Source organism: Bordetella genomosp. 11, assembly GCF_002261215.1.
Taxonomy (GTDB): Bacteria; Pseudomonadota; Gammaproteobacteria; order Burkholderiales; family Burkholderiaceae_B; genus Bordetella_C.
Map to the genome: position 1 here is coordinate 986,649 of NZ_NEVS01000004.1, position 14,802 is coordinate 1,001,450.

At 65.2% G+C, this 14,802-nt stretch carries 14 protein-coding genes; 9 read left to right on the forward strand and 5 right to left on the reverse strand.

The genetic code is table 11. From position 1 onward, the window contains the following. Positions 1-43 precede the first annotated feature (43 nt). Both CAL28_RS12100 and ppc read left to right on the forward strand, forming a co-directional pair. Positions 44-424 carry a VOC family protein gene (locus CAL28_RS12100; RefSeq protein WP_094841612.1) on the forward strand — a complete coding sequence of 127 codons (381 nt, stop codon included), beginning with the start codon at positions 44-46 and terminating at the stop codon, positions 422-424. Further along, entirely contained in the window at positions 421-3,270 is a 2,850-nt protein-coding gene (gene ppc / locus CAL28_RS12105) for a phosphoenolpyruvate carboxylase (protein WP_094841613.1), read from the forward strand. The genes CAL28_RS12100 and ppc overlap by 4 nt, the downstream gene beginning before the upstream one ends. Here the strand turns inward: ppc and CAL28_RS12110 are convergent. After that, positions 3,233-4,051 (reverse strand): IclR family transcriptional regulator, encoded by an 819-nt coding sequence (locus CAL28_RS12110; RefSeq protein WP_094841614.1) that lies wholly within the window; start codon positions 4,049-4,051, stop codon positions 3,233-3,235. The two genes, ppc and CAL28_RS12110, sit on opposite strands and share 38 nt — an antisense overlap. A gap of 478 nt (positions 4,052-4,529) precedes the next feature. Here CAL28_RS12110 and CAL28_RS12115 point away from each other — a divergent pair, with 478 nt between their 5' ends. The 3 genes from CAL28_RS12115 to CAL28_RS12125 are packed head-to-tail and all read left to right on the forward strand — an operon-like array spanning position 4,530 to position 7,943. After that, positions 4,530-5,504: a Bug family tripartite tricarboxylate transporter substrate binding protein gene (locus tag CAL28_RS12115; protein WP_176463972.1), complete on the forward strand. Its 975-nt coding sequence runs from the start codon at positions 4,530-4,532 to the stop codon at positions 5,502-5,504. Between the two features lie 52 nt (positions 5,505-5,556). After that, the gene (locus CAL28_RS12120) at positions 5,557-6,750 is read left to right on the forward strand and encodes an alpha/beta hydrolase family protein (RefSeq protein ID WP_094841616.1); all 1,194 of its coding nucleotides are present in this window, start codon (positions 5,557-5,559) and stop codon (positions 6,748-6,750) included. 50 nt (positions 6,751-6,800) lie between these two features. Further along, positions 6,801-7,943, forward strand: a complete 1,143-nt coding sequence (locus CAL28_RS12125; protein ID WP_094841617.1) for an alpha/beta hydrolase family protein — start codon at positions 6,801-6,803, stop codon at positions 7,941-7,943. Between the two features lie 26 nt (positions 7,944-7,969). Here the strand turns inward: CAL28_RS12125 and CAL28_RS12130 are convergent, their stop codons facing one another. Continuing rightward, on the reverse strand, positions 7,970-8,812 hold the full coding sequence (locus CAL28_RS12130) for a DMT family transporter (RefSeq protein ID WP_094841618.1): 843 nt from the start codon (positions 8,810-8,812) through the stop codon (positions 7,970-7,972). 129 nt (positions 8,813-8,941) lie between these two features. On the opposite strand from CAL28_RS12130, the gene gcvA reads away from it, so the two are divergent. The 4 genes from gcvA (at position 8,942) to CAL28_RS12155 (ending at position 13,199) form a co-directional block, all read left to right on the forward strand. Beyond that, positions 8,942-9,847, forward strand: a complete 906-nt coding sequence (gene gcvA, locus CAL28_RS12135; RefSeq protein ID WP_094841619.1) for a transcriptional regulator GcvA — start codon at positions 8,942-8,944, stop codon at positions 9,845-9,847. A gap of 690 nt (positions 9,848-10,537) precedes the next feature. Then, a complete protein-coding gene (locus CAL28_RS12145) occupies positions 10,538-10,900 on the forward strand; it encodes a type II toxin-antitoxin system RelE/ParE family toxin (RefSeq protein WP_094841620.1) in 363 nt (120 codons plus the stop codon). Beyond that, positions 10,900-11,220, forward strand: coding sequence for a helix-turn-helix domain-containing protein (locus CAL28_RS12150; RefSeq protein ID WP_094841621.1), 321 nt, complete (start codon positions 10,900-10,902; stop codon positions 11,218-11,220). The genes CAL28_RS12145 and CAL28_RS12150 overlap by 1 nt, the downstream gene beginning before the upstream one ends. A gap of 374 nt (positions 11,221-11,594) precedes the next feature. Further along, the gene (locus CAL28_RS12155) at positions 11,595-13,199 is read left to right on the forward strand and encodes a serine hydrolase (protein WP_254926103.1); all 1,605 of its coding nucleotides are present in this window, start codon (positions 11,595-11,597) and stop codon (positions 13,197-13,199) included. A 145-nt stretch (positions 13,200-13,344) separates the two neighbouring features. Here CAL28_RS12155 and CAL28_RS12160 read toward each other — a convergent pair whose 3' ends face one another. From CAL28_RS12160 to CAL28_RS12170, 3 genes are all read right to left on the reverse strand, one after another. Continuing rightward, on the reverse strand, positions 13,345-13,815 hold the full coding sequence (locus CAL28_RS12160; RefSeq protein ID WP_094841623.1) for a type II toxin-antitoxin system YhaV family toxin: 471 nt from the start codon (positions 13,813-13,815) through the stop codon (positions 13,345-13,347). Then, positions 13,812-14,144 (reverse strand): type II toxin-antitoxin system PrlF family antitoxin, encoded by a 333-nt coding sequence (locus CAL28_RS12165; protein ID WP_094841624.1) that lies wholly within the window; start codon positions 14,142-14,144, stop codon positions 13,812-13,814. The genes CAL28_RS12160 and CAL28_RS12165 overlap by 4 nt, the downstream gene beginning before the upstream one ends. Before the next feature lie 70 nt (positions 14,145-14,214). Then, entirely contained in the window at positions 14,215-14,790 is a 576-nt protein-coding gene (locus CAL28_RS12170; protein ID WP_094841625.1) for an isochorismatase family cysteine hydrolase, read from the reverse strand. Between the last annotated feature and the right edge of the window lie 12 nt (positions 14,791-14,802).

The following is a 14,802-nucleotide window of genomic DNA, read 5'->3' on the forward strand; positions in this document are numbered from 1 at the left end:
CCCGGCACCCCGGGGCCGCAGGCAACCCTGGGAGACTCGCAAATTGATCGACCATCTGGATCACCTGGTTCTGACCACGGCGAACGAAGCCGCGTGCACGCGCTTCTACGTCGATATCCTCGGCATGCGCCTGGAAACCTTCGGCGAGGGGCGCAAAGCCTACGCTTTCGGTAACCAGAAGATCAATCTGCACGTCAAGGGCCGGGAATTCGAACCCAAGGCGCATCTGCCGGTGCCGGGCGCGCTGGACCTGTGCTTTATCGCCAGCGTCCCCCTGGAGCAGGTCATCCAGCGCCTGCGCGAGCACCATGTAGAGATCGAGCAAGGCCCCGTCATGCGCACCGGAGCGACCTCGCGCATCCGTTCGGTGTATGTGCGCGACCCCGACCTGAACCTGATCGAAATCTCGGAGCTCGCGGCATGAGCGGCGCCTCCATTGCCCCCGATGCCGGTGCCGCTGCGTATGCCGGCCGCGACGACGGCACGCCGCCCGCCGCGCCCTCGCAACAGCCCCTGGCGGACGATATCCGCCTGCTGGGACGTTTGCTGGGCGAAGTCATCCGCGAACAGGAAGGCGACGAGGCCTACACGCTGGTGGAGCAAGTGCGCCAGCTGGCCGTGGCCTTTCGCCGCGACGACGATGCGCAGGCGGACCAGACGCTCAAGAACCTGCTGCAATCGCTGCCGGGCATCATGCTGGTCTGCGTGGTGCGCGCCTTTACCTATTTCAGCCTGCTGGCCAATCTGGCCGAGGACCGCCACTACATCCGCCGTCGCGTGGCGCGCGAGCGCGGCGGCGACGTGCAGGAAGGCAGCATCGAGGCCATGATGGGGCGGCTGCGCGCGGCCGGCGTCGCGGCCGATCGCATTGCGCGCACCCTGGCAGACAGCCATGTGTCGCCGGTGCTGACGGCGCATCCCACCGAGGTGCAGCGCAAGAGCATCCTGGATGCGCAGCGCGCCATCGCGCAACTGCTGACCGAACGCGACGACATCCGTGGCCATGGCGTGGCGGGTGCCGCCGACGCCGTGCTGGCGCGCGAGCTGGACGCCAACGCCGCCCAGCTGCGCGGCCGCATCATCCAGTTATGGACCACGCGGTTGCTGCGCATGTCCCGGCTGACCGTCGCCGACGAAATCGAGAACGCGCTCAGCTACTACCAGACGACCTTCCTGCGCGAAATCCCGCGCCTGTACGCCAGCCTGGAGCGCGAGATGCCCGGCCATGCCGTGGCCAGTTTCCTGCGCATGGGCCAGTGGATAGGCGGCGACCGCGATGGCAATCCCAATGTGTCGGCCGACACGCTCGCCTATGCCCTGAAGCGCCAGTCGGAAATCGCCCTGCGCCACTACCTGGCGGAGGTCCACCAGCTGGGTGGCGAATTATCCATGTCCAATTATCTGGTGGACGTGGCGCCGGCCCTGCAGGCGCTGGCGGACCGCTCGCCGGACGATAGCGCCCATCGCCGCGACGAACCCTATCGGAAGGCGCTGTCCGGCGCGTATGCGCGGCTGGCGGCGACGCTCCAGGCCTTGACGGGCGGGGAGGCCGCGCCGCATCCGGTGGCGCCGCAGCCGCCTTATGCACGGGCGGAAGAGTTCCTGGACGATCTCAAGGTGGTCGAAGCGTCGCTGGACAGCCATCATGCCGGCGCCCTGGCCGCGCAGCGGCTGCACCCGCTGATGCGCGCGGCCAGCGTGTTCGGCTTTCACCTGGCGACGGTGGACCTGCGGCAAAGCTCGGACAAGCACGAGGCCGTCATCGCGGAACTATTGGCCGTGGCGCGCGTGCATGCCGATTACGCGTCGCTGGACGAGGCGGCAAAGGTCGATCTGTTGCTGCGGCTGCTGGACGATCCCCGCCCGCTACGCGTTCCCGGATCCGCGTATTCCGAACTGGCGCGCGGCGAGCTGGCCATCTTCGAAGCCGCCCGGGTCATGCGCGAGCGTTATGGCCGGCACGCCATCCGGCACTACATCATCAGCCATACGGAAACGGTCAGCGATCTGCTGGAAGTCCTGCTGCTGCAGAAGGAATGCGGGCTGATGCGCGGGCTGCTGGGCGAGGACGCGCGGGCGGAACTGATCGTCGTGCCGCTGTTCGAAACCATCGAGGACTTGCGCAACGCCACCGCCATCATGCGCGGTTTCTATGCCTTGCCAGGGATCTTCGATCTGGTGCATCGCAGCGGCGCCGAGCAGGACATCATGCTGGGCTACTCGGACAGCAACAAGGACGGCGGCATTTTCACCAGCAATTGGGAGCTTTATCGCGCGGAGGTCGCCCTGGCCTCGCTGTTCGACGAATTCGCCGCGCGTGCCCCGATCAAGCTGCGCATGTTCCATGGCCGCGGCGGCACGGTAGGGCGGGGCGGCGGTCCCAGCTACCAGGCCATCCTGGCGCAGCCACCCGGAACGGTGCGCGGCCAGCTGCGCCTGACCGAGCAAGGCGAGGTCATCGCCTCCAAGTACACCAACCCGGACATCGGCCGCCGCAATCTGGAAACGCTGGTCGCCGCCACCCTGGAAACGACGCTGCTGCGCACCCAGCAGTCCGCGCCGGATGCCTTCCTGCGCGCCGCGGCGGCCCTGTCGGATGCCAGCATGCGGGCGTACCGGGCACTGGTGTACGAAACCCCGGGTTTCCGCGAGTATTTTTTCGGCTCCACGCCCATCCGCGAGATCGCCGAATTGAACATCGGCTCGCGTCCGGCATCGCGCAGCGGCGGCCAGCGGATCGAGGATCTGCGTGCCATTCCCTGGGGCTTCAGCTGGGGCCAGTGCCGCCTGACGCTGCCCGGCTGGTACGGGTTCGGCTCCGCCGTGCGCACCTTCGTCGAAGAGGCGGGCCACGACGCCGAGGCCGCCTGGACGCTGCTGCGGGATATGTACCGCGACTGGCCTTTCTTTTGCACGCTGTTGTCGAACCTGGATATGGTGCTGGCCAAGTCCGATCTTGCCCTGGCTTCCCGCTACGCCGAGCTGGTGACCGATACCGCGCTGCGCGATCGCATCTTCCCGGTCATCGAAGCCGAATGGCACCGCACGGCGCAGGCCTTATCGCGCATCACCGGCGAGGGCGAGCGGCTGACGAACAATCCGGTCCTGGCGCGCTCGATCAGCCATCGCTTTCCCTATCTGGATCCCTTGCACCACGTGCAGGTGGAGTTGATGCAGCGCTATCGCGAAGGACGCGGCGACGCGGTGGTGAAAACCGGTATCCACATCTCCATCAACGGGATTGCGGCGGGTCTGCGCAATAGCGGCTGAGCGGGCCCGCCGCGCCGCGCGACATGTCGGCCTGCACATGCTTCACGCAGGCCGACAGATACTTGCCGAGCAAGGCCCTGCGTGGCGGATCCATGCGCTGGGAGATCGTCGTGACGAACACCGCGGCGGCGGCCATGCCGCCGGGTTGCCGGATATCCATGCCGATGGCGCTGACGCCGGCGGCCGCGACGCCGTCATCCAGCGCGTAGCCGATTTGCCGCGTTTGCCGGATCGATTCGCGCAGCGAGGCGGCGCTGAAATTCGGGTACCGCGCCAGCTTGTCCGCGATGGCGTGCAGGGCGATATCGATTTCCTCGTCGCTCATCGCGGCCAGGATGGCAAGCCCGCCCACCCCCACGCCCAGCGGATGCCGGTCTCCCACGCCCGAGGTCAAGGTCTGGATCGGGAAGTTGCCCGCGATCCGGTCCAGGCATACGGTTTCGAAGCCGCTGCGCACGACCAGGAAGGCCATATCGCCGGTCTGTTCCGCCAGGCGCCGCAAATGCGGGTGGCAGGTTTCCCGCAGATTGTTTTCCGGCAGCGCGCACAGGCCCAGCTCGTAGATCAGCGGACCGAGACGATAGCCACGCTGGCCGGGGATGCGCACCAGCATGCGTTCGCTGACCAGCCGTTGCAGCAGGCGGTGCGCGGTGGATTTTTCCATGTCGGCGCGCCGCGCCAGGTCGATCAGGCGCAAGTGCTGCGACGGGCTGCTGGCAATCAGGCGCAGCAGATCGACGGCGCGGCCCACGGTGCTGGCCGGCGAAGCTCGGTTTTGCATGGTTCGTATCAACCGCCTGAAGCGGTCATCCAGGACGTCATACAAATTTCCAGATACTGGGAATGCATCGATGCGGCGCTGCCGGGGCCGCGTTTCCCGCGACGGCTGCGTTGCCTCAAAATATCACGCGCCATGCGCGCGACAAACCCCTTTTTCGCATCGCGCCGCACGATCCCTACCCGGGCGTTCCGCGCGCGCGATCGCGGTGCATGAACGAAGGTGCCGCGCGCTTTTGGTGCCGGCCTCGCGCACCACCGGGGGGAGCTGGCGGCCTTGCCGCGCGCCACCCTCGCCATCGCGCCGCACCATTTGCGCCGGGTTTTACTAAATGGGAAAAACCGGCCGAAACATTGACGGCCGTTTCGGCGGGTTCCAATATCGCCCTGACAACGCGCACGGCCGCTCGAGCCGGCGCAATCACGGGGAACGAAGGCGCCACGCGGACACGCGGCATGCCTTCAACAAAGGGGGTCGTTGCATGGACAAGATCTTCGCCTGGACCATCGGGATTCTGCTTTCCCTGGCGCTCGCCAGCCCGACCCCATCCCGCGCCGCGGGTTATCCCGACCATTCGATACGCATCATCGTCCCGTATCCGCCCGGAGACCTGGCCGACGTCATCACACGGCTGCTCGGCAACGACATGGCGCAATCGCTGGGGCAGTCCATCGTCGTGGAAAACCACCCGGGCGCATCGGGCCTGATCGGCCTGCAGATGGCCTCGCGCGCCGAACCCGACGGCTATACCCTGGTGATGGGGCAGATGGGCGCGGTGGTGGTGGCGCCCTTGACCAACGACTGGCCCATCGATGTACGCAAGACGCTGGCGCCCGTGGCGCTGGCATACACCAACTACATGATGCTGGTGGCCAAGCCGGATTTCCCGGCGAAGACGTTGCCGGAATTGATCGCATATTCCCGGCAGCATCCCGGCCGGGTGCGCGTCGGCACCAACGGGGAGGGCGGTTTCCCCCATTTGTCGATGGAGCTGTTGAAGGAAAAGGCGGGCTTCGATTTTACGAACGTCCCTTACAAAGGCAGCACCCAGATCATGTCGGACCTGATGTCCGGGCGTGTCGAGTTGACGGTGTTCGGCTACTCGGGCCTGTACCCCTATGTCCAGGACGGCCGCTTGATCGCGCTGGGCGTGACGGGCCGCAGCCGGGCGCCGAACGCGCCGAATATCCCCACCTTCGGTGAAAGCGTGCCTGGCTACGAGGCGCTGGGATGGTTCGGCTTGTTCGCGCCGGCCGGTACCCCCGCCGACGTGGTGGCAAAAGTGAATAACGCCCTGAACAAGGCGGTTGCCGATCCGCAGGTCCAGGTGCAGGCGCAGCGGCTGGGCCTGGACGCGGCGACCGGCACGCCGGCCCAGTTCGCGAAAGTCTGGGCCGACGATTACGCCAAATGGGGCGGCACGATAAGCAATCTTGGCCTGGCCAGGAAAAAGTGACCGGCGTTCCGCGCCGGGCGACGGCACGGGCCACAACAAGGAGACACGCGGCATGGCTGCCTCTGAACACCCCGCACCCAAATATGAAGCGTTCGGCTGGCATCACTGGCCGGACGATTTCTGGATGTCATACCAGTTCCGGCGCGGCCTGGGCGAGACGCAGGAAGGCGGCGGCGCCGTCAGCGAGGTTTTCCAGGCCGCCACGCATATCGTGCCCGGAGACTTCGAAACCTGGTACGCCGCCTGGCGTCACATCGCCGACCGCAACGCCCGGCGCGGCGACCAGGCCTTGCGCGAAGGCCACATCCGCACCGCGATGAATTGCTGGTTGCGCGCGGCGAACTACTACCGCGAGGCCGAGTTCTGGCTCAAGCCCGACGATCCGCGCCGGCTCGACGCTTTTACGCAAGCCGAGCGCGCCTCCGCCAATGCCTTCACGCGCATGAGTCCGCCGGCGGAAGTCGTGGAGATTCCCTATGAAGACGGCAAGACCTTGCCGGCGTATTTCGTGCGCGCGGCCAATGGCGGGCCACGGCAGCCCGTGCTGATCTCCGTGGGCGGGCTGGATTCGTACAAGGATGAACTTTGGTTCATGAACGGCCGCGGGGCCGTGCAGCGCGGCATGTCGGTGCTGATGGTCGATGGACCCGGGCAGGGCGGGGCGCTGCGCCGGCATGGCCTGGCGACCCGTTACGACTATGAGGTGCCCATCGGCCGCTGCATCGATTGGCTGTCGGCCCGTCCGGACGTCGACGCCAGCCGCATCGCCGTCAGCGGATCCAGCCTGGGCGGCTACTACTCGGCGCGGGCCGCGTCCATGGACGCGCGGCTGGCGGCCTGCATCTCCCACGGCGCCATTTGGGATATCCACGAACGCTGGAAGGCCCGTGACGAAAACCACGGCCTGGCGGGCCATATCAAGTGGGTGTTCGGGGCGGGCAGCATGGCCGAGGCCACGGAGATCGCGCGGCCCTTCACGCTGGAAGGCGTGCTGGAACATATGAAATGCCCTTACCTGATCATCCACGGCGGCCACGACGTGCTGGGCGTGGAGACGGTCAGGAAGGTCCATGACTACGCGCTCGCGCATGGCATCGAGGCCACGCTGAAGCTGACCAGCGCCGAGGAAACCGGGGCCGAACACTGCCAGCACGACAACCCCACGTTGGGACAGGAATTGATGCTGGACTGGCTGGCGGATGTGTTCGGCATCGATCAGGCCGGGTTGTCGTTCTTTCCCGGATAAAGGCCGCGCGGTCCGTCGCTCCCGGTCCGGCGCGGCAATTGGAGAAGGAAATGAGTCATTGGTTCGAGTATTTCCCCAGCAACCATATGTGGTCGCAGGGCATGATGTTCGGCATCGAAATGGCGGGCTGGGGCGCCGCGTCCATCAGCGAGATCGACCAGATCGGCCAGAAGCTCAAGGGCCACGAGGGCGACAATGAGCTGTGGTGGAAGGAGTGGGTCGACATGGCCCGCCGCATCGAAGGCTTCGGCGACGACGAAGAGGCCAGGGGCCACCGGCTGACGTCGGGCGCCTATTACCTGCGCGCCGCGGTCTACTACTTCTGCGGCGAACGGTTCATCGCGCCTTCCGAACGCAAATGGCAAACCTATCGGGACTGCCTGCGCTGTTTCGCCAAGGGACTGGAGCGGCGCTATCCGCGCATCACGCGCGCGGAAGTTCCTTATGAGGGCACGACGCTGCCTGCCTGGTGGCTGCGCGCCGACGTGGACGGCCCCGCCCCCACGGTGGTGATGTTCGACGGCCTGGACAACGCCAAGGAGATGAGCGTGCTGTTCGGCGGCATCGAAATCGCCAGGCGCGGAATACATGTGCTGGCCATCGACGGCCCGGGACAGGGCGAGGCCCTGCGCCTGCAGGGCATACCCAGCCGCTACGACTACGAAGTGCCCGCCGGCGCGGCCTATGACTGGGTCGCGGCGCGGCCCGAGGTGGATGCCCGGCGGGTGGCGGTAATGGGGTTTTCCATGGGCGGCTACTATGCGCCGCGCGCCGCCGCGAAGGACCACCGCTTTGCCGCCTGCGTCGCCTGGGGCGGCCATTTCGATTACCACGAGGCCTGGACCCGCCGCCGCCGCATCATGGAGTCGGGCGGCACCAAGATATCCGCGCCGAATTTCCAATTGCCATGGGTGCTGGGCAAGCCCGATATGGACGCCTGCATGAAGAAGCTGGAAGACTACCGGCTGCAGGATGTCGCCGGCGATCTCCTATGCCCCTTCTTCTGCCTGCACGGCGAAAACGACACCATCGTCCCGGTGGAATTCGCGCGCCGCCTGTACGAGGCCGTCGGAGCGAAGAACAAGACCTTGCGGGTACTGACCGCGTACGAAGGCGGCAGCGAACATTGCCAGGAAGACAATCGCCAGGTCGGGGCCAACATCATCGCCGATTGGCTCGGGGACACGCTCTGAATTCCAGGCATTTCAAGATGCGCAATTCATAGCCCCAGGCAGACAGCGCCAGCCGCGACGACCAGGCATGCCAGCCAGCGTGTCGGGCTGACCGTCTCGCGCAGGAACAGCCTGCCTATCAGCACGGCGAACACCACGCTGGTCTCGCGCAAGGCCGAGACCGCGCCCATCGCGTCCGATTGCAGTGCCCAGATAACGATGCCATACGCGGCGATCGATACCAGTCCACCGGCCAGCGACACGGCGACCGACATCGGCTCGGCAAGGACCGGCCTGCACAGCGGCGCGAATCCGCGCGCCGCGACGAACAGGGCGGGCATCAGCCAATAGAACAGGAACATCCAGGCGGTATAGACCAGCGCCTGGCCCTCGGCCAACCTGACGCCGATGCCGTCGATCACGGTGTACACGGCGATGGTCGCGCCGGTCGCCAGCGCGGCCAGGACGCCGGCCCGCGACACGCGACGGCCCTGCAGGGCGATGGCAATGATGCCGCCCGATATCATCGCGACGCCGAGCGCGCGCAGAGGGCCGATTTCCTCGTGCGCGAACAGCGCCGCGCCCAGCGTGACGATCAGCGGCGACGAACCTCGCGCGATGGGGTATGCCAGCGCGAGGTCGGTGCGTCGATACGAGCGGACGAGGCACAGGTTGTAGAAGATGTGCACGAGTCCCGACGCGGCGATGTACGGCCAGGAGGCAGCGGGCGGCAAGGGGTGGTCCAGCACGACCAGCGTGGACACCGCCGCGATGGCGACGCTCATCCAGGTCATGGACAGGAATCGGTCGCGGTTGCCGTGCAGCATCGCGTTCCAACTCGCGTGGAGAACGGCGGCTAGCAGGACGATACCGCCGGTATAGCTGAACATGGGTGTCGGGCCCGGAGAGGAGCGGAAACGGGATGGCGAAAAGGGTCAAATCGAATTCGATAGGTTATCTATCTTGTGTCGGCGCGACAAACCAGATAAATTGCCCCGTCGAGTTAGAAAATCTTCCACATGAGACGGATATTGCCGCCCCTGAACGCCTTGAGGGCCTTCGAGGCCGCCGGCCGGCTGGGCAGCTTCAAGGAGGCTGCCGCGGAATTGCACGTCACGCACGGCGCAGTAAGCCAGCACGTGCGCCTGCTGGAGGGATGGCTGGGCGCACCCTTGTTCGAGCGGCACAACCGGCGGGTCACGCTGACGCCCGCCGCGCAGGCGTATCTGGAAAAGATCGGGCCCCTGTTCGAGCAGCTGGCGCAGGCCACCGCGGCCTACGGCGTGCCGGGAACGGTCTCCCGGACACTTTCCGTCAACGCGCCCGCGACCTTCACCCTGCGCTGGCTGGTGCCCCGGCTGGCGACATTCCGCGCCCTGCATCCCGACGTGGAGGTCAAGGTGCAGACGTCGAACGGGCCGTTGGAAAGCCTGGACGAAAGCCACGACATCGTCATCCGGGGCGGCCCGGACACGTTCTACGGGTACTCGATGCGTCCTTTCCTGTCCGAAGAAAGGCTGCCGGTCTGTAGCCCCGAGCTTATGCGGCGCCTGCCGCTGCATGCGCCCGGCGACTTGCGGCAGCACACCTTGCTGCATACCTCCAGCCTGCCGCGGCTGTGGCCGGACTGGCTGGCCAGGGCAGGGGTGCCCGGCCTGACGCCGGCCGCCAGCCTGACTTTCGACCACTTCTATCTGACCTTGCAGGCCGCGATCGACGGCATCGGCGTCGCGATGGGTCCCACCGCGCTGGTATCCGACGATCTCGCCGCCGGCCGATTGATCGCGCCGCTCGCGGGACCCCGCCTGCCGTCGCGCAGCTATTGCACTTACGTTCCGGAAGAAAAATCCGCCGATGAACGCGTCATGCTGTTTCGTTCATGGATCGAGGGCGAGGGCGCGAGCGCGGGAACGCCAGCGGTGTAAGCCCGTCCCGGTCGGCGTGGCGGTCAGAAATCCCAGATCGCCGGCCCCCACCGGAAGGCATCGCCGTCGACCGCCTCCGGCGGTATGAACCTCCGATCCAGCCAATTCGCCAGATCGGCCGGGACCGATGTGACGCGAACGCACATCACGGCGTTGATTCGGGACATGGCGAGGAACCGCTCCCCGAAGGCAGCTACTACAACACGTGGAAGCGCATTCTGGATAGCGCGAAACTGCCGCACGTCGTACACATGGCATCCGTCATCGTGCTGCCGCTGACATCGCCAGTTCAGGCGTTCCCGCCAAGGTCGGCACGGGGCTGACCTCGCACAATACCGACACGATGTTCAGGACGTATGTGCATACCGAGGACGACCCGATTTGGGCCACCGCCGAGAAGTTCGCGAACCAGCGGCGGGACACCATCGGCGGCCGCGCACCGGCTGCGCTGTCAGTAGAGGCTCCCGCTATCGGGAAGGCGACAAAACTCGCACCAGCCAAGGCAACGATCGTCCTTACCGGCATCGCAAAAGTCCATCGCGTGTCGTACCGCCTGGCACGAAGCGGACTGCGACCGCGCCAGCGTCCGAGTCACAGGACGCCGCTATCCCTGAACCGTGAGGCCCGAATCGCCGCGTGGACGTTGCGACAATTCGAGCACTTGCAATTTATATACGAACGGGTATATTAGTGATTCAGAAACGCAAGCTTTTGTATTGGGAAGGCTCGTCGAAAAAGAACTTCAAGGAGTTCCCGATCGACGTGCAAAAGGATATGGGCGTGGCGCTGTTTATCGTCCAGTTGGGTGGCACGCCGGATTCGGCCAAGCCTTGGAAGGGGCTTGGCTCTGGTGTGCACGAACTAGTGGAAGACCACCGGGGCGACACATTCCGCGCGGTCTATACCGTGAAGGTGGGCGATGCAGTGCATGTGCTCCATGCATTTCAGAAGAAGTCGAAATCCGGTATCGCCACGCCACGGCCGGACGTGGAATTGATCGAGAAGCGGTTGAAAGCAGTGCTCGCCCGCTATGGGGCGGGTGGGAGAACCTGATGGTACGCAAAGACAATCCTCAAGGCACCGACAACGTATTGCACGACCTTGGGTTCGATGATGCAGAGGAACTGTCGGCGAAGGCGGCGCTCGCGCTCAAGCTCAACGAGTTGATCGACCAGCGGGGCTTGAACCAGATGGAAGCGGCGGCGATTACAGGTATGACCCAGCCGAAGGTGTCGCAGGTACGTCGGTACAAGCTTCAGAACATTTCGCTCGAACGGCTGATGCAGGCGTTGGTTTCGTTGGATCAGCATGTTGAAATTGTGGTTCAGCCGGCTCGGCGCGCCCATGCACCGGGTATCACCGTTGCCGCTTAACGTTGGCTCATGGTGATTTTCTCGATGGGTTAATGCGTCCGGAGCCCGTCTCGGACGGGGGCGAGACGCATGCTGGAGCGACTCCGGAATCGTAGGCGCGCGGGCGCGACGGCAGAAGGCCCGACTGGCCGGCCCCTCGGCCCGACCCGACGGGTGTAATGCCCATCTCGTGCAAAGAGCCACATTGAGCTCGGCGGGAAAACTCCGTAAGGTCCGTTGGAGGGCGACGACATCGCGGGTCGGTTTGCCGATTCCGAGCATGGTGCCTCTTCGAGCGATGCGGACTGCGCAGCCGGATGCAACACGCCGGCCTTGGCCAACCGGGGGCAGGCTCCCCGGCACTGGAACCCTTCCACGATCGCGCCGTCGTATCCATGACAAGGACTTCAATGATGCTGCGCCACCTGCGCATGGCCGCTCGCCTGATCTGTGTCGCGCTGGTGGCTGGCGGGAGTTGCGCCTGCGCGGCCGTGCCTGTCGTTCCCGAATTGCCGCCCAACGAGACGCCCGGGGTCCCCATTCCGCCTGGGCGGATCGATGCCGCGGTCAGCCAGATCGACGGGCTGGCGCGGGAGATCATGCGGCGCACCGGTATTCCCGGCATGTCGGTCGCGGTCGTGCACGAGGGCCGCAAGGTCTTCGCCCAGGGCTACGGCGTGCGCAATATCGACATGGACGGCGACGTGGACGCCGATACCGTCTTTCAGCTTGCCTCGCTGTCCAAGTCCGTGGGGGCCACCGTTGTGGCGCATCAGGTCGGCAAGCACAGCGTCCGGTGGAACGATCCCGTCGTCAAATACCTGCCGCGGTTCCAGCTGGCCGATCCCTGGGTAAGCGCCCATGTGACGCTGGCCGATCTTTACTCTCATCGTTCCGGGCTGCCCGACCATGCCGGCGACGACCTGGAGGACCTGGGCTACGACCGTGCCCAGGTGCTGGAACGGCTGCGGTACCTGCCGCTGCATCCCTTTCGTTCGACGTACGAGTACACCAATTTCGGCGTGACCGCGGCGGCGGAAGCGGTGGCGCGGGCCGCCGGTACGGATTGGGCGAGCCTGTCGGAGCAGGCGCTCTATAAACCCTTGCATATGGACCGCACCAGCTCGCGCTTCGCCGACTTCGAAGGTACCGGCAACCGGGCCCACGGCCACATCAAGAGCGGCGGCGTCTACCGGCCCAAGTACCAGCGCGAGCCCGATGCGCAATCGCCCGCCGGCGGCGTCAGTTCAAGCGCCAACGATATGGCGAAGTGGCTGGCCATGCTGATCGGCAATGGCGACGATGCGGCCGGCCAGCCCTTTATCCCGGCCGACGCGCTGTTGCCTGCGATAACGCCGCAGGTGATTTCGCGGCCCGCTTCGTCGCCCAGCGCCAGGGCGGACATGTACGGCTATGGGTTCAATCTGAATGTGCAGCCCTCGGGCCGCACCAGCATCAGCCATTCGGGCGCATTCGCGCTGGGCGCCGGCACCGCCTTCGCGATACTGCCGTCCGCCGGGGTCGGCATCGTCGTGCTGACCAATGCGGCGCCGGTCGGCGCGGCCGAGGCGCTGATCGCCGAGTTCATGGAACTGGTGCAGTTTGGCGAAATCCGAAGGGATTGGCTGGCCGGCTATCAGGCTTTGTTCAAGCCCTATGCCGAGCCGGTCGGGACCTTGGTCGGCAGGCAGCCGCCAAGCCAGCCGGCGCCCGCGCGCGAGCCGGGCTTCTATACGGGCGATTACGGTAACGAGTATTTCGGCACCGCTCGCGTCGTTGCGGACACAGGCGGCCTCACGCTCGTGCTGGGCCCCAGGGACATGCGTTTTCGCCTGCGGCATTGGGATGGCGATCGCTTCGTGATCGATATGCATGGCGAGAACTACGAGGAAGGATCCGTGTCCGCGGTCGATTTCAGCGGGGCTGGCGCGCACGCCATGGCCTCGATGACGGTGGAATTGCTGGATAAGAATCGCCTGGGTACGTTTCGCCGCGATTGATCCGCGAGGCGCGCGCCTGTGGTCCATGCCCCTGGCATCTTGCGCTAAATCAGGAAAAGCGCCGCGCCCGGACCAGCATGTAGTTGGCCCGGTCCGAGATGCCGTCGATCAGCGCCATCGGCCGGCGTGCGCCTTTGTATCCGTTTTACTTTATGGCTTTGGCCGAACTGACAAGCGCATCCCAGTCGTTCGGAGGGTTGCCTTTCTCCAGCATTTTTCTAAAGACTCGATATGCATCGTCGTCGCTTTCGTAGGCGCGCTTCGTGCCGTCATCGTTGACCCAGGCCATGACGATGATTTTGCTGGTGAGGTGATATCGAAAGAACAGGCGGTACTGTTGAAAGAATTTGGCGCGGAACCAATGCTTGTGGTGTTCCCCAAGTGTTCCGCCCTGACGGTATTCCGATCGCGTGGGATCCTGCGGAATGACATCGAACGCCAAACGCGCTATGGCGGCCAGTCGTTTGGAGGCGTTCCGGCGGTGGTAGCCGCCCGGATCTTTGAGTCGTAGTGCGTCGACTTGGTCTTGTAGCGTGGCGAGCTGGGCTCTAAAGAGGGGATGGAGATAGATGGTCCAGCCGTGAATCGTGACGGGCCCGTTCAAACCAACTGTCATTCGTCATCCGCTGACAAAGGCGCGTTGAGATCAAAGTCATCCACTTCCGCGGCTGCTTTTTGCACGGCTTTGAGCAGGTCATTCGTCAGCGGCACCAAGTGTTCCGGGTGCATCGCGATGTCGTGGGCAAGGAATGTCAGGAAGGCGTCCAGCGCCGGATCGTCATCCTCGGCGGCTTCCGCACGCGAGAGCACGACCTCACCGTTGGAACGAATGCTGTAGTGGATTTTGTCCCGCTTTCTCAAGCCAAGCGCTCGCCGCACCGTCTCCGGGACGGTGGTCTGGTAGCGGTCTGTCAAGGTGGAATCGGCTTCCATGGTCGTGGGCATGGGACCCTCCGAGTAAGGAGTATCGCATGGTAATGCAATTGCATTACCTGTGTCAATCGTGCACTCCACGCTAGCCAAGCAACTGCAACGTCTCATCCAGGGAAAGCACCGTGGTACGCGACTCGAATGCCGTGGCGAAAAGATGTTCGTGCACGATCGGATCGGGGTCGTAGCAGCAATCCTTCACGGTGAACAGGCGGAAGTCCGCGTCGCTGGCGTGTGCGATGGACGACAGCATGACGCCGGTCGAGGCGATGCCCGCCATGATCAGCGTATCGACGCCCCGGGCGCGTAGGCGGGCTTCCAGGTCGGTACCGAAGAAGACGCTGGCACGATGCGCGACGATGAGCGGTTCGTCGGCGCGTTGGCCAAGTTCGGGCGAGATCCTGTCGTTGACGAACAGGCCAAGCTGCCTGATGCCCTGGCCATTCTTGTTCAAGGGGCTGACTTCGGGATAGCCGGGGCTGAAGTGGATCTTCGCGAAATAGACGCCGACGCCTTTGCCCCGGGCGGCGTCGCACAGGCTGCGCGTATTGGCCAGCAAGGCGGGCGCCGCCGAAGGGAACAGCGCCATGATGTCGGTCTGGTAATGCATCACCAGCAGCGCGGTGCGCGCCGGCACGAAGTGGGCAGTGGAAGTCGACATAAGCGCCGCAGC

Bases quoted from the DNA above. Each gene is read 5' to 3' on its own strand.
- CAL28_RS12120 (WP_094841616.1), top strand. From the start codon at position 5,557: ATGGCTGCCTCTGAACACCCCGCACCCAAATATGAAGCGTTCGGCTGG.
- CAL28_RS12155 (WP_254926103.1), top strand. From the start codon at position 11,595: ATGACAAGGACTTCAATGATGCTGCGCCACCTGCGCATGGCCGCTCGC.
- CAL28_RS12115 (WP_176463972.1), top strand. From the start codon at position 4,530: ATGGACAAGATCTTCGCCTGGACCATCGGGATTCTGCTTTCCCTGGCG.
- CAL28_RS12125 (WP_094841617.1), top strand. From the start codon at position 6,801: ATGAGTCATTGGTTCGAGTATTTCCCCAGCAACCATATGTGGTCGCAG.
- CAL28_RS12160 (WP_094841623.1), bottom strand. From the start codon at position 13,815: ATGACAGTTGGTTTGAACGGGCCCGTCACGATTCACGGCTGGACCATC.
- CAL28_RS12165 (WP_094841624.1), bottom strand. From the start codon at position 14,144: ATGCCCACGACCATGGAAGCCGATTCCACCTTGACAGACCGCTACCAG.
- CAL28_RS12130 (WP_094841618.1), bottom strand. From the start codon at position 8,812: ATGTTCAGCTATACCGGCGGTATCGTCCTGCTAGCCGCCGTTCTCCAC.
- gcvA (WP_094841619.1), top strand. From the start codon at position 8,942: ATGAGACGGATATTGCCGCCCCTGAACGCCTTGAGGGCCTTCGAGGCC.
- ppc (WP_094841613.1), top strand. From the start codon at position 421: ATGAGCGGCGCCTCCATTGCCCCCGATGCCGGTGCCGCTGCGTATGCC.
- CAL28_RS12170 (WP_094841625.1), bottom strand. From the start codon at position 14,790: ATGTCGACTTCCACTGCCCACTTCGTGCCGGCGCGCACCGCGCTGCTG.
- CAL28_RS12150 (WP_094841621.1), top strand. From the start codon at position 10,900: ATGGTACGCAAAGACAATCCTCAAGGCACCGACAACGTATTGCACGAC.
- CAL28_RS12110 (WP_094841614.1), bottom strand. From the start codon at position 4,051: ATGCAAAACCGAGCTTCGCCGGCCAGCACCGTGGGCCGCGCCGTCGAT.